The 14,947-nt window shown below is 65.8% G+C and carries 9 protein-coding genes; 2 read left to right on the forward strand and 7 right to left on the reverse strand.

All coding sequences use genetic code 11. The features are described 5' to 3' along the window. Nucleotides 1-53: 53 nt before the first annotated feature. From C8J25_RS11735 to ligA, 6 genes are all read right to left on the reverse strand, one after another. The gene (locus C8J25_RS11735; protein ID WP_056051982.1) at nt 54-1,922 is read right to left on the reverse strand and encodes an ABC-F family ATP-binding cassette domain-containing protein; all 1,869 of its coding nucleotides are present in this window, start codon (nt 1,920-1,922) and stop codon (nt 54-56) included. Nucleotides 1,923-2,283: 361 nt separating this feature from the next. Continuing rightward, nucleotides 2,284-3,297, reverse strand: a complete 1,014-nt coding sequence (locus C8J25_RS11740; RefSeq protein ID WP_107954611.1) for a cell wall hydrolase — start codon at nt 3,295-3,297, stop codon at nt 2,284-2,286. Between the two features lie 303 nt (nt 3,298-3,600). Beyond that, nucleotides 3,601-4,398, reverse strand: a complete 798-nt coding sequence (locus C8J25_RS11745) for a LytR/AlgR family response regulator transcription factor (RefSeq protein ID WP_031393111.1) — start codon at nt 4,396-4,398, stop codon at nt 3,601-3,603. Beyond that, the gene (locus C8J25_RS11750) at nt 4,395-5,540 is read right to left on the reverse strand and encodes a sensor histidine kinase (protein ID WP_107954612.1); all 1,146 of its coding nucleotides are present in this window, start codon (nt 5,538-5,540) and stop codon (nt 4,395-4,397) included. Before C8J25_RS11750 ends, C8J25_RS11745 begins: the two co-directional genes overlap by 4 nt. 138 nt (nt 5,541-5,678) lie before the next feature. Beyond that, nucleotides 5,679-9,149: a TonB-dependent receptor gene (locus tag C8J25_RS11755; RefSeq protein WP_107954613.1), complete on the reverse strand. Its 3,471-nt coding sequence runs from the start codon at nt 9,147-9,149 to the stop codon at nt 5,679-5,681. 205 nt (nt 9,150-9,354) lie between these two features. Beyond that, on the reverse strand, nt 9,355-11,535 hold the full coding sequence (gene ligA / locus C8J25_RS11760) for an NAD-dependent DNA ligase LigA (RefSeq protein ID WP_107954614.1): 2,181 nt from the start codon (nt 11,533-11,535) through the stop codon (nt 9,355-9,357). A 116-nt stretch (nt 11,536-11,651) separates the two neighbouring features. Here ligA and C8J25_RS11765 point away from each other — a divergent pair, with 116 nt between their 5' ends. Both C8J25_RS11765 and C8J25_RS11770 read left to right on the forward strand, forming a co-directional pair. Further along, complete coding sequence (locus C8J25_RS11765) at nt 11,652-12,623, forward strand: SDR family oxidoreductase (protein ID WP_107954615.1); 972 nt, start codon at nt 11,652-11,654, stop codon at nt 12,621-12,623. Between the two features lie 124 nt (nt 12,624-12,747). Then, nucleotides 12,748-13,092 (forward strand): hypothetical protein, encoded by a 345-nt coding sequence (locus C8J25_RS11770; protein WP_107954616.1) that lies wholly within the window; start codon nt 12,748-12,750, stop codon nt 13,090-13,092. Between the two features lie 136 nt (nt 13,093-13,228). Here C8J25_RS11770 and recN read toward each other — a convergent pair whose 3' ends face one another. Next, nucleotides 13,229-14,893 carry a DNA repair protein RecN gene (gene recN, locus C8J25_RS11775; protein WP_107954617.1) on the reverse strand — a complete coding sequence of 555 codons (1,665 nt, stop codon included), beginning with the start codon at nt 14,891-14,893 and terminating at the stop codon, nt 13,229-13,231. Nucleotides 14,894-14,947: the final 54 nt, after the last annotated feature.

The raw sequence follows: 14,947 nt of genomic DNA on the forward strand, positions 1-14,947 counted from the left end.
CTTTCGCTGGGATGACGGCGAGGGGCGAGGGACGTTACGCGGGGCGGGGGGCCTTAAGCCTCCACGCCCTCCAGCGCCTCGCTAGCCTCAAGCCACTTCGCCTCGCTAGCCTCGAGCTTCGCATGCACCTCGGCGCGACGCTTGCTCAGGTCCCCCATCGACATCCGCGAGAACCGCGGCTCCGCGTTCGCCGGATCGACCATCGCGCGGTCCAGAGCATTCCGCTCCTTGGTGAACTTCGCGGTCTGCTCCTCGATCTCGCGCAAGGCTTTCCGCAGAGCCGCATCGTTGCTCTTCGCCTCGGCCGCAGCCTTCTTCCCGGCCTTCTTGTCCGCCTTCGACGCCGCATCGCCCTTGCCGCCATCGCCCTTCAGGACGAACGCGATGTAGTCGTCGAGGCTGCCGTCGAACTCCTTCGCCGTCCCGTCGTCGACCAGCACCAGCCGATCCGCGGTCAGCTCCAGCATATGCCGATCATGGCTGACCAGTACCACGGCGCCGGTATACGCGTTGAGCGCCTGCACGAGCGCCTCACGCGCATCGACGTCCAGATGGTTGGTAGGCTCATCGAGGATCAGGAGATGCGGCGCATCGCGCGTGATCAGCGCCAGCGCCAGACGCGCCCGCTCGCCACCCGACAGCTTGCCAACCCTGGTCGTCGCCTTGTCGCCCGAGAACCCGAAGCGCCCCAGCTGCGCGCGCACCGCAGCCGGCGTCGCGCCCTTCATCAGGTGCGACATATGCTCGATCGGCGAATCGGTCGGGTCGAGTTCCTCGACCTGATACTGCGTGAAATACCCGACCTTCATCTTGCCCGACGACGACATCTCGCCGTCCATCGGCGTCAACTGCGCCGCCAGCAGCCGCGCGAGCGTCGTCTTGCCGTTGCCGTTACGCCCGAGCAGCGCGACCCGGTCGTCGGGATCGAGCCGCATGTTGAGCCGCTTCAGGATCGGCACGTCGGCATAGCCCACCGTCGCCATGTCCAGCGTGATCAACGGCGGCCGCAGCTCGGTCGGGTTGGGGAAGCCGAACGACAGCGTCGGATCGTTGTAGCTCTCCGCGATCGGCTGCATCTTCGACAGCATCTTCTGCCGCGACTGCGCCTGCTTCGCGGTGGAAGCCCGCGCGGAGTTCTTGGCGATATATTCCTGCAGCTTCTCGCGCTGCACCGCCTGGTTGGCACGTGCCGCCTCGATCTGCGCGAGGCGCTCGGCACGCTGCCGCTCGAACGCGTCGTAGCCGCCCGGATACAGCGTGATCTTGCCGCCTTGCAGATGCAGGATGTGATCGACCACGTTGTTGAGGAAATCGCGCTCGTGGCTGACCACCACGATCGTCGCCTTGTAGCCCTTGAGGAAGTCCTCCAGCCACATCACCGCCTCGAGATCGAGATGGTTCGAAGGCTCGTCGAGCAGCAGCAGGTCCGGCTGCGAGAACAGCAGCGCGGCGAGCGCGACGCGCATCTTCCAGCCACCCGAGAAGCTGTCGAGCGTCCGCGCCTGCATGTCCTCGTCGAACCCGAGGCCGAGCAGGATCTGCGCGGCGCGGGCCGGCGCGGTGTAGGCGTCGATCGCGATCAGCCGCTCGTACACGTCGCCGAGCCGGTCGGGATCCTCGCTCGTCTCGCTCTCGATCATCAGCGCGGCGCGCTCCAGATCGGCTTCGAGTACGGTCTCGAACGGGGTCTTCACGCCGTGCGGCGCTTCCTGCGCGAGGTAGCCTATGCGGGCGCCCTTGGGCATGTCAGCCGAGCCGTCGTCGGGCTCGAGCTGCCCTGCGATCACGCGCACCATCGTCGACTTGCCCGCGCCGTTGCGCCCGATCAGCCCGACGCGCGAGCCCGGCGGCAACGCAGCCGTGGCGCCATCGAGGATAACGCGTCCGCCCAGGCGCACCGTGATATTGTTCAGGTTCAGCATGCGCGTCCCGTTAGCAGATGCAGCATGGTTTTGCGAGGGGAGGGGTAGGGGGAGTTTGCCGCGCGGTCCCTGGTCGATGCGCTCTCGATCCTCCCCCGCCAGGGGGAGGTGGCGCCGAAGGCGGCGGAGGGGGAGGACCACGCAACAGACGTTTCGCATGCCTCCCCCTCCGTCTGACAAGCGTCAGCCACCTCCCCCTTGCGGGGGAGGATCAGATTGCCGATCCGTTCTTTATATAAGCCACCACCCCGGCGAAGGCCGGGGCCCATTTGGAAAGGTAGTCGTAACGGAGCGCCATCCGCAGTTGGCAACGTCCCCCAACTGGGCCCCGGCCTTCGCCGGGGTGGTGCCGTTTGGGCGGTTAGGTTTCGTCCGACACTACCGCACCGGAGCCTTCACCACCTCCCAGCATCGAAGCTGCTCGCCCACCAACATGAATCCGCACCCCAGAAACCAGCCGCGTCTGCACGATCGCCGCGCCCGCCATCGCCGAACCAGAACGCGACACCCCCCGGTGCACCGTCACCCCATGCAGCGCATCGGCCGGCTCCGCACCCGAGTCCGCAACGTCGTCCCGATTGCCATAATGCACCGAAACCCCAGCAACCTGCATCGCAACCGCCACCACGCCACCACCGGAAAAGCCAACACCCCGAACCCCAGGCTCGACCCCAGCATAAGCCTGCCGAAACGTCAGAGCCCGCTCCAACGCCCCCTGCCAGCGATAGAACACATGCGCCCCAACCGTCGTGATCCGGGCAAGGCTCGACGCCCACCACGGCAAAATGCTCGTCGTATGAAACGACGTAGCCGCCCCGACCGGCGCATAGACGCTCCCCCCAAGCGCCGCCGCCGCCACCGCCCGCGCGCGATCCCAAGCCCCCGGCTCCCGCGCCCGGTTCATCGAACCGTCGCAGGTAAAGCTGAACTGGCACCCGGTCCGCCGCTCGGCTCCCTGATACACCACCCCGCACACGCTGTTCGGAAAGGCCCGATCGCGCACCCGGTTCAACACCACCTGCGCCACCGCCCGCTGCCCATCCTCGGACTGCGACCGCGCCTCGTAATACACTGCCGCCGTCAGGCAGTCCGCAGCACGGCTAGCGTCATCGACAGAGTTCGAAGTCAAAAACGGTGGGGCAACGAACGGCGTCGCAGCGGCAAACGACGCGTCGGGCGTGACCGTCGCGATCTTCGCCGAGATGTCGTCGGGCACATGCAACGCCATCCGGCTCAGCAAGGCACGCGAGTTCCGCTCCGGCTGGACCCGAGCGATCGCCGCCGGCCGATCCGCCGGCACGCACGACGTCGCCATCACCAACGCGGGCAGGCTGATCAGCGCGTGGCGGTAAAGGCCGTAACCCGACGTCTTCATCCCCCTGCTCTAGGCCGCGGGGTTTAGGGACTGGTTAATGGCGACGGGAAACGGGGAAAGCGCTCGCTAACGCAGCGCACCCCGTCATCCCGACGAAAGTCGGGACCTCGATCGGCAGGGACGGACGTGGAACGACGCGCTCCCGAAAGCCCGCCCCGACCACACCCCCGCGTCCGTCATCCTGACGAAAGTCAGGATCCAGGGTAATGAGCGTCGTCTTTAATGACTCTGGATCCTGACTTTCGTCAGGATGACGGGGACGGGGACGGGGACGGGGACCGGGCTAGGACGACGGGCTCGATCTCAGTGAACGAACCGCGCCACCACATCGCGATACGATCGCGAAACCTTCACGCTCGCCCCCGAATTCAACACCAGGAAGCATTCGCCGTTAGTGTGCGGCTTAACCTGCTTCACCAGATCCAAATTCACGATCGTAGACCGATGCACCCGCTGGAACCGCCTTGGATCAAGCCGCTTCTCCAGATCCTTCATAGTCTCGCGCAAGATCAGCGTATTATCGCCGGTATAAATGCACATGTAATCGCCAGCTGCATCGATCCGCTCGATCGTGTCCACATCGACGCGGAAGATCTGCCCGCGATCCTTGATGTTGATGAGCTTCTCGAACCGGTTCGCCGACACGGCATCCCCGTCCGGCATATCCGCCGCCGCATCGGGCGCAACATCGGCGAGCACTTCGCGCAACCGATCGACCTCCTCGACGCCGCGCTTCTCGCTCAAACGCTGCCGAACCCGCTCGATCGTATCCGCCAGCCGCGATTCCTCGACCGGCTTCATCAGGTAATCGACCGCCTGCGCCTCGAACGCGCGCAACGCGTGGTCCGAATAGGCGGTGACGAACACGAACAGCGGCGGCTCGACTTCCATCAAGCCCTGCACGACGGAGAACCCGTCGAACCCCGGCATCTGGATGTCGAGGAAGACGAGGTCGGGCTTGTGCGTCTTGATCGCGCGAATCGCCTCGCGGCCGTTCGAGCATTTTTCGATGATCTCGACGTCTTCATGGGCCTGGAGTCGGAGTTCCAGCCCCTGGATCGCCAGCGGCTCGTCATCGACGAGAATGGTACGAATGGTCATGCGGCCTCTCTGTTCACGTCTTCAAGCTGATACGGAATCTCGATCTCGACCGAGAATCCGCCAGCGGGCGTGGAGCGCGTTTCGAAACGGTGGTCGGGCCCATATGCCTGAGCCAACCTGTCTCTAATATTAGCGAGCCCCACGCCTGTGGATTGGCTTGAACCGATCCGGCCCTCGATCAAGCCCGGACCGGTATCGGATACGGCGATCTGCACGCGTTCCCCGGCGAGCCGCACTTCGACGCAGATTTCGGCGCCTTCCTCCTGCGGGGTGACGGCGTATTTGATCGCGTTTTCGACGAGCGGTTGCAGCAGCAGCGACGGCAGCCGAGCGCGTTCGGCGCGCGGATCGATGTCGAACTTCGGCCGCATCCGATCCTCGAAGCGCATCTTCTCGATCTCCAGATACAGCTTCAGCTGGTCCACCTCCTGCGCGACGGTGACGTGCGCGGTCGGCTCGTTCGCCAGCGTATAGCGCAGGAACGACGACAGCCGGCTGAGCATCGCATTCGCCCGCTCGGTCTGCTTGAGGAGCACCAACGTCGAGATCGAGTTCAGCGTGTTGAACAGGAAATGCGGGTTGAGCTGGTAGCGGAGCATCGCCAGCTGCGCCGACGACGCCTGGTTCTCGAGATGCTCCATCTGGTCGATCTGCTGCTCGACGATCAGGTAGAAATTGATCCCGAAATACAGCGCCGACCATCCGAACAGCACCGTGAAGGTGACGTACACCGACCCCAGCAGCCGCGTGAGAGTCACCCCCGGCGTCGCGGTCGCGATGAACGAGAAGGTGAACGCGTCGAGCACCGCATATAGGAACGTCGCGGCGGCGAGCGTCGCGATCGTCAGGAATATCCCGACCAGCCGGTTCATCCGCCGATACTGGCCGTACATCGTCGAGAGCAGCAGCGTGATGCAATATCCGACGATCGCCTCGACGATCACCGGGATCACCCCGTCGAGCGACAGCCCGTTCGAGATCGACACCACCCCGCGCAGCAGCAGGTACCCGCTCCACCCGACCGCCTGCAGGATCCAGAACGCCCGCGCCTTGTTCTCGAAGAACGGCCGCGCGGTGAAGGGCAGGCGCCGGGTGGAGTTCAAGGCGGACGAGCCGGGGGGCGAGGCGGGAGAATTAGCCATTGGATGGCGGTCTTACACGGCGCGCGAGGCACACGCAAAAGCCGAACGGTCTGGCCGAGCGCGAGGCCGCAAAACGAAAAAGGCCGCCGCATCCCGAGGGACGCGGCGGCCAATTCGACCGATCAGGTCGGACGCGGTTTAGAACGTGAAGCGAGCACCGATACGGATCGAGTAGAGCGACTGGTTCACGTACACCTGGTCAGGCTGCGGCGTGAAGTTCGCGCTGCCGCCGACTGGCGAGTAGCGATACTGGGCGCAGGCCTGTCCGGCGTTGGTCGCCACGGCGCCATAGGTGCCACCGGCAGGATTGGCCGCACCTGGCGCGATGCCGGTCGGCACCGCGGTCTGCAAGCACTGCACGCGGACCACCGGGGTGTTGTACGGGAAGACGTACTCGCGCTGCTGGCCCCAGTTCTTGTTGATGAAGTTCGTGAAGTTCTCGATGTCCGCGAACAGCGTGATGCGCGAGCCACCGACGAAGGTCGGAATTTCCTGCGCAACGTGGAGGTCGAGACGCGTGAACCACTTCGAGTTGAAGCCGTTGCGCGGCGCAGTCTTGCCACGATACTTGCCGAGACCCGACGAGTCGATAAACGCGTTGACCGCATCGCGGACTGCAGCGCTGCTGTACGAAACCTTCGCATCGTCCAGCGTCGGCACGTACATCAGATAACGGTTGCCGCCCGTACCGGAGTTCGAGCTGACGCCCGTGGTACCGAATACCGACGCGCGGCCGCTGCCGTTGTTGCCGAAATCCTGGAACGTGTAGCTGAACGGATGACCGATGCGCGATTCGCCGAACAGCGCGAACGTGGTCTTGTAGTCCCCGAAGAAGGCATGATCGTAGTTCACGCCGTACTTGAAGAAGTACTTAACCTGGTCGTTCGAGATGCCATAGGCAACGTTGTTGGGATCGACGAACGCACCGTTCGAATAGTTCGAACCCGCGGTCGACGACGTCGCGGGCGCTGCGTCCTTGACGTCTTGGTACGTGAAGCTGCCGTTGATGCTCAGCCCCGAATCCCATGCCTTGTCGAGACGCGCGACGGCGATGTAGGCGCGCCCCTTATTGGTGTTGGTCAGCAGGATGTCGGTGTTGGTGTTGGTGCTCGTCGCACCGCCATCGATCAGGTTCTGGTAACGCTGGCGACCGTCCGGGGTCAGCGAACCGGCGATCGGCACCGAACGGATGTCGGTGAAATACACCTGGTTGCGAACCTTCGAGTACAGCAGGTCGGCACCGAATACCCAGTTGTCGCCGAGCGGACCAAGGTTTGCGCTATATTCGCCCGTCAGCGTGGCGCGCCACTGCGACGGGACCTTGAAGTTCGGGTCGAGCGCATTGACCGTCGAGTTGGCCGGAACCGAACCACCCGTCAGGAACGTGTTGGCCGCGGCTGGAACCGACGTACCGGTAACGCCGGTCAGAAGGGCCGAGGCGGTGGCTGCCTGCGTGGCAGCCGGGGTGCCGGCCGGGAAGCCGTTGAACCCGGTCGCCGTGCGGCTGACGTTGAACGAGTTGGTCAGCACGCCGGTGTTCGAGAAGCTGTTCGACACATAGACATCGGGGGTGCCGCCGCCGAAGACGCCGCCGCCACCGCGGATGCTGATACGCTGCGATGGCTTCCAGTCGAAGCCGGCGCGCGGCTGGAACAGGTTGAAACCGGAGATGTTCGCGCTGTTGTTGTTGATGTTGATGCGCTGGCCGTTGACGATCGCACCGTTCGCATAGCGGCTGGCGAAGGCGGCGCTGAGCGGCGGATTGTCGTCCATCGCATACAGGTCGTAGCGTGCGCCGAAGCTGACGTTCAGCGTCGGCGTCACTTTCCACGAGTCCATCACGCCGAACGTGTAGCTCTGGTAGCCGAACTGTGCTGCGGCGGCATTGGGATCGAGCGCGGCCAGGCCGTTATTGCCCACGATCGCGTTGCCGTACGCAAACGACCCTGCATTGCGGTTCTGAAGGTCCGCGATCGAGTCGAAGTAATAGCTGCCCGCGCTGTTCTGCAGGAACGAGTTGAAGATCGATACGCTCGAGACTTCGGTGAAAACGCGAACGTCATGATCGTTCATGGTCAGGCGCGCCTGGACCAGGCCACCCCATGTCTCGGTGCGCAGTTCGTTGGTCTGGCGCGAGCTGTCAGGACCGAACGACACGGTGCCGGCGTTGTTCTCGCAGGCGGTCGGCGAGACGGTCAGGCCCGCTGTCGCGGCCGTGCTCGTCGGGTTGGTGCAGACGCGGAACTGGGCAAAGCCGCGGCCGAGCAACGGATCCTGAATACGCGTGTAGTTCTTGTAGAAGCCGCGGACTTCGGTCGAGAAGCTGTCCGACCATTCCGAGTTCAGCTGCGCAACACCGGTGTGCAGGCGGTTGCCCTGGATATAGGCGTTCGACGCGAGGCCGAGACCGGTCGGTGCCGTCGGGAAGGTGTTCTGGAGCAGGTTGATGGCGTCGTTCGCGTAGGTGTAGGTCAACGACAGACGCTGCTTGTCGGTGATGTTCGCGTCGATCTTGGCGACGACGCGGTCGTCCTTGTCGCCGAGGTTACGCAGCACGCCGCCGGTGTCGTAATTGTAGACCGACTTCGCGATCGCGCTGATCTGGTCGACCTGCGCCTGGCTGATGCCCAGGATGCTGGTGCCGGCGTTGTTGTCGGTCGGACCCTCGGCGATCGGACGGCCACCGCGAAGGCGCTCGCCGGCGACCATGAAGAACAGCTTGTCCTTGATGATCGGGCCGGACAGTTCGGCGCCGTAGTTCTCGGTCTTGAAGTTGGGGACGCTGACGCGCAGGTCCTTGGTGCGCTTGCCGACGAACTCGTCGCGCGACTGCGAGTAGAAGCCGGTGCCGTGGAAGTCGTTGGTGCCCGACTTCAGCACGATGTTGATCGCGCCGCCCTGGAAGTTGCCCTGGCGGACGTCGTACGGAGCGACCTGTGCCTGGAACTGGCCGATCGCGTCGAGCGGGATCGGCGAACGGCGGCTTGGCAGGCCATCGCTGTTCAGGCCGAAATTGTCGCTGACCGACACGCCGTCGACGGTGAAGCGGTTATAGCGCGCGTTCTGGCCGGCGAACGAGACCGAACGGCCGCCCGAGGGGCTGTCGTCGAGGCGGGCGAACGGATCGCGACGCTCGAGATCGCGGATGTCGCGATTGACCGAAGCGATGTTGGCGATCTGGCGCGCGTTGAGGACGGTCGTCGGCCCCTGCGAGATAGAGCGTGCGTTGGGCAGGCTGGCGGCGGTCACGACGATCTCGTCGGCGCCACCAGCAGCGTCGGTGGCCAGATCGATCGGCAGATCGAACGCCTGCGCGACGGTGATGTTGACGTCGGTGACCTGCTTGCTGCCATAGCCGGCTGCAGCGACGGCAACGGTGTAGGGGCCGCCGGGACGGAGGCCGTTGACGTTGAACGTGCCCGAACCATCGGTGGTCGCGGTCGAGCGCGAACCGGTCGCGGGGCTGGTGATCTCGACAGTCGCGCCGTTAACCGGCGCGCCATTCGCGGTCACCGTGCCGCGGATCGAGGAGGTGGTTTCCTGCGCGGACGCAGTCATCGGGGCGATCAGCGCAATCGCTGCCGCACCCAGGAATAGGTTGTTACGCATTGAAGTTCCCCTTTGAGCTTCTGCTCGAGATCCGCGACTTTTCGTTCGGCCTGCCGCGCCCCTGCACGTGGGATATTTCGGTTCTGTGACATTGGCGAGTCGGGAAGTGTCACAGACACACTCGGTCATGGTGCGTTGCAAAAAAGCCACGCAATCGAACCCTTTCGGGGCAGCCGGAACCAATGTGGGGAGTGTGGTCCGCGCCTCAGCTGGCGGCGACGATCTCGGCCCATTCGGCTTCGGTGATCACGCGGATGCCGAGGTCGGTGGCTTTCTTGAGCTTCGATCCCGCGCCGGGGCCAGCGATGACGAGGCCGGTCTTGCTCGACACCGACGCAGCGACGCGGGCGCCCAGCGCTTCCGCTTGCGCCTTCGCCTCGTCACGGCTCAGCGTTTCGAGGCTGCCGGTGAAGACCAGGATCTGGCCCGTCACGGGCGACTCGCGGGTCTCGTGGACGACGTCCGCGGGCTTCACTTCGCGCAACAGGTCGAACACGACTCGGCGGTTGTGCGGCTCGGCGCAGAAGCCGACGAGCGCGCTGGCGACCTCGGGACCGATCCCCGCGGTCTCGATCGCGCCGACCAGAAGCTTGTCGCGACGGAGCACGAACTTGCGCTCGGGTTCGCCGATCACCGGTTCGATCTGGCCGCGCAGGAACACCGCGTGACGCAGTACCGCACCCAGCGCGCGCGCAGACACATAGCGTCGCGCGAGGTCGCGCGCGGTAATCTCGCCGACGTGGCGGATGCCGAGCGAGAACAGGAACCGGTCGAGCGGGATCGTCCGCTTGGTCTCGATTGCTGCGATCACCTTGGCCGCCCACACGCGCCCGTCCTTCTTGCGCGCGGCGAGCTGCTCCTCGGTCAGGCGGAAGATGTCGGCAGGCGACTCGATCAGCCCGTCGCGGAAGAACGCCTCGATCAGCGTCTGGCCGAGGCCGCCGATGTCGAACGCGTGGCGCGAGGCGAAGTGGATCAGCCGCTCGACTCGCTGCGCGGGGCAGATCAGCCCGCCGGTGCAACGATAGACGACCTCGCCTTCCTCGCGTTCGGCGGCGGACCCGCATTCGGGGCAGGTATGCGGGAAGACATACGCCTCGCGCTCGGTGTCCGGCGTCAGGTTCTCGACGATCTGCGGGATCACGTCGCCCGCGCGCTGGACGAGCACGCGGTCGCCGGGGCGCACGCCGAGTCGCTCGATCTCGTCGGCATTGTGCAGCGTCGCGTTGGTCACGACGACGCCACCGACGGTCACGGGCGACAGCCGCGCGACCGGCGTCATCGCGCCGGTTCGGCCGACCTGGATGTCGATCTTCTCGAGCAGCGTCTGCGCGCGTTCGGCGGGGAATTTGTGTGCGATCGCCCAGCGTGGCGCCTTGGCGACCTGGCCCAGTCGTGCCTGCCAGTCGAGCCGATCGACCTTGTAGACCACGCCGTCGATATCGAACGGCAGGTCGGCGCGCTCGGTTTCGATCGCTCGATACACGTCGAGCGCCGCGGCCGTTCCTTCGACCCGCGCGAACCCGTCGGCGATCGGGAAGCCCCAGCCGCGCAACGTGTCGACGACCTCGGCCTGCGTCTCGCCGGGCACGACGCTGGCCTCGCCCCAGCCATGCGCGAGGAACCGAAGCGTCCGGCTCGCGGTGACGCTCGCGTCCTTCTGGCGCAGCGACCCGGCGGCGGCGTTGCGAGGATTGGCGAACTGCCGCGCATCCTTGCCGGTCTCCTCGGCCTCGGCGAGCAGGCGCGCGTTCAAGGCGGCGAAGTCGTCCTTCGCCATATACACTTCGCCGCGAACCTCGAAGATTGCGGGGATGCCTGCCTCACTATGTTCCCCCGCGAAGGCGGGGGCCCAGACTGGGCCCCCGCCTTCGCGGGGGAACAAGGTTTGAGGGATGTCGCTGATGGTTCTCACATTGGCGGTAACGTCCTCGCCGACTTGGCCATCGCCACGCGTGAGGGCCTGGACCAGCCGCCCATCCTCATACCGCAGCGAACACGACAGCCCGTCGATCTTCGGCTCCGCGGTCAGCGCCACCGGCGTGTCATCCGCCAGCTTCAGGAACCGGCGCACACGTGCGACGAACTCCTCGACCTCCTCGTCCGCGAACGCATTGTCGAGGCTCATCATCGCCTTGGCATGCGCGACCTTCGCGAGATGCCCGGCTGGTGCGGCACCCACCGCCCGGCTTGGCGAATCGCTCCGCACCGCTGCCGGAAACGCCGCTTCGATCGCCGCATTGCGTCGTACCAGCGCGTCATAGTCGGCATCGCTGATCTCAGGCGCGTCGTCGGTGTGATAGCGCGCGTTATGATACGCGATCTGCGCGGCGAGCGTCTCCAGCTCGGCGGCGGCTTCGGTCTCGGTCGCGGGAAGGTCGGGCATCGCGCCGGGTTAGGGGAGGGCGCCACCTTTCGACAAGACCTCGATCAACATGGCGTGAACATTCGCCCGAGTTGCGCGCTGACATCCCAAGAGAATTTTTCGCAGGACACGCCATCATGACAGACACAAGCCGTCGAGACCTCTTCAAGGGCGCCGCCGTCACCGGCCTCGCCGCAGCCGCCGCACCCGCCTTCGCGCAGGGGGCCGCGCCGCTCGCGGATCCGAAGACCAAATATCCCTCGCAACCCTTCCTCGAACAGCGCCAGAAATGGCCCGCACTCCAGCGCAACATGCACCCCGTTCCGGATTGCGGTGAGGCGAGCTATCGCGGGTCCGGGCGACTGGCCGGTCGCAAGGCACTCGTCACCGGCGGCGACTCGGGGATCGGTCGTGCCGCCGTCATCGCGTTCTCGCGCGAAGGCGCCGACGTCGCGATCAACTATTACCCGGCCGAGGAACCAGACGCGCAGGACGTCGCCAAGCTGCTCCGCGCGGAAGGGCGCAAAGTCGTCCTCATTCCCGGCGACCTGACCGATGCGAAATTCTGCAACGACCTGATCGCGCGCGCCAATCGCGAACTCGGCGGGCTCGACATCCTCGTCAACAACGCCGCCTATCAGCAGTCGAAGGACTCGATCGCCGAGATCAGCTTCGAGCAGTTCGATCGCACCATGAAGACCAACGTCTACGCGATGTTCCACCTCTGCAAGGCGGCGATCCCGCTGATGAAGCCCGGCGCGTCGATCATCAACACCGCGTCGGTCAATTCGGTCAGCCCGGAAAAGGAGTTGCTCGACTACGCCTCGACCAAGGGCGCGATCCTGATCTTCACCAAGGCGCTGGCAAAGCAACTCGCCAAGCAGGGCATTCGCGTCAACGCGGTCGGACCGGGCCCGATCTGGACGCCGTTGCAGGTCGCGGGCGGGCAATTGCCGGGCAAGATGGGTGAATTCGGCCAGGATACGCCACTCGGTCGCGCCGGTCAGCCGGCCGAACTGGCGGGCCTCTACGTTGCGCTGGCGGATCCGAGCGACAGCTACACCACCGGCAGCTTCTTCGGCGCGAACGGCGGCACCGGCGCGTCCTGAATTCGCCCTTCACCCCGGCGAAGGCCGGGGCCCAGTTGGCAAGGTCGTTGTAAGGGAGCACGGTGTCTACCGACTAACTTTGCCAACTGTGCCTGGCCTTCGCTGGGGTGGAATCGGGGGTGCGATGAAGACAGCAGCTATGATGATCGCCATAGTCTTTGCCGCGCCCGCTGCCGCCCAGCAGACTCACGTCTCCCCTAAGCCGGCCCCGGCGATCGGCTACGACTGGAACGACGATTCGTCCGCGGACGACCGTGTCCAGCAGTCGCTATGGCCGCGCTCCGACGCGAGTGCCGCCGGGCTCGACGACATGATCCACACCGAACAGGCACCGGTTCGCGCCGCGATCCACGAGGACGGCGCGTTCGGTAGTCGGGCGCTCCACGGCCTGCGCAAAGTCGGCGGCGATTACATTGTCGTGCCAGTGCTGAAGATCCACTTGGGTCACCCCCGTCAGGCGATGCCCTGAGGTCAGCGCTTCGCGGCATCGTTCTCCCGCGAACGCGGGAGTCCAGGGTTGCAGGCGCTGCGGGTGATACCCTGGACCCCCGCCTTCGCGGGGGAACGGTATTGGCTTCGCGAAGTCGAGCCTAGAGCCATAAACCTCAGGCCCGCTCAAGCAACCGCTCCGCCTGAGCCCGCGCTTCATCCGTAATCTGCGCGCCGGACAACATCCGCGCGATCTCCTCCCGCCGCTCATCCTCGGACAAGGCCCGCACGCCAGTCCGCGTGACCGTCCCGTCACTGCTCTTGGCGATCAGCAGATGCTTCGCCCCCCGCGCCGCGACCTGCGGGCTGTGCGTCACCACCAGCAGCTGCGTGCTCAGCGCCAGCCGCGCGAGTCGCTCGCCGATCGCGCTCGCCACCGCGCCACCGACGCCGCGGTCGATCTCGTCGAACACCATCGTCGACGCGCCGCCTTCCTCTGCCAGCGCCACCTTCAGCGCGAGGATGAAGCGCGACAACTCGCCGCCCGACGCGATCTTGGTCAGCGCGGCGAACGGCGCACCCGGATTGGTCGAGATCTCGAATTCGACCCGGTCCTTGCCCGCCGCCGACCAGCCCTCTTCACCAAGCGGCGCAACGACGGTCTGGAACCGAGCCGCATCCAGCTTCAACGGCGCCAACTCACCCGCAACCGCCACGTCGAGGCGCTTGGCGGCCGCCAGCCGCCGCTTCGTCAAAGCATCCGACGCCGTATCAAAAGCCTTCCGAGCCAACGCTACCCGCGCCTCGATCTTCGCGATCCCGCCCTCGCCGGCATCCAGCCGTTCCAGCCGCGCGCGCATCTCGTCCGCCAGCGCCGCCAGGTCATCCGGCTGCACGCGGTGCTTGCGCGCCATCGCGCGAAGCTCGAACAACCGCGCCTCGTCATCCTCCAGCGCACGCGGATCATAGGCCATGTCCGCCCGCGCATCGCGCAGGCTCTCCTCTGCGACCGAAGCCTCGATCACCGCCCGATCGACCGCGGCGAGCGCATTGCCGAGCGCGACATGATCCTCCGCGATCCGCTCGAGCACGCGCGCGGCCTGGCGCAGCTTCGCCATCCCGCCGTCCTTGCCCTCGAGGAAATCGTCGATCGCGGCGAGATCGTCCGCGATCTTCTCCGCGCGCTGCATCGACCGCCGCGTATCCGCCAGCGTCTCCTCCTCGCCCGCGACTGGCGCCAGCGCGGTCAGTTCGGCAACCGTATGCTCAAGCCACTCGCGATCCCGCGCCGCCGTCTCGATATCCGCCCGCGCCGCCGCCAACTCAGCCTCAGCCGCGCGAAACCCCGCATACGCCTTTGCCGTCGCGCCGGGCTCGGTCCGCCCGAAGATGTCGAGCAGCGCCCGATGCCCGCGCGCATTCAGCAGCCCGCGTTCATCATGCTGCCCGTGGATCTCGACCAGGTGCGGCGCCATCTCGCGCAGCAGCCCCGCCGACGCCGGCTGGTCGTTGACGAACCCGCGACTGCCGCCGTCCGCCTTGACGATCCGCTTCACGATCAGCGGCTCGCCGTGCTCGATCTCCAGCCCGTTCTCGTCGAACAACATCGCGAGTGGCGATTCGGGGGCAGGGGCATCGAACGTCGCGGTCACCACAGCCTGCGCCGCGCCATGCCGCACCAGCCCGCTGTCGCCGCGGCCACCCAGTGCCAGCCCCAGCGCGTCCAGCAGGATCGACTTGCCCGCGCCGGTCTCGCCGGTCAGCACGCCTAGCCCTTCGCCGAATCCCAGATCCAGCGCCTCGATGAGCACCACGTCGCGAATGGAAAGATCGGTCAGCATCCCGCGCGTCTTAGACGATCCGCACGCGAAGTTGATCCCCCATTGTTCTCACGC

The organism is Sphingomonas faeni (assembly GCF_003053745.1).
Taxonomy (GTDB): Bacteria; Pseudomonadota; Alphaproteobacteria; order Sphingomonadales; family Sphingomonadaceae; genus Sphingomonas; species Sphingomonas faeni.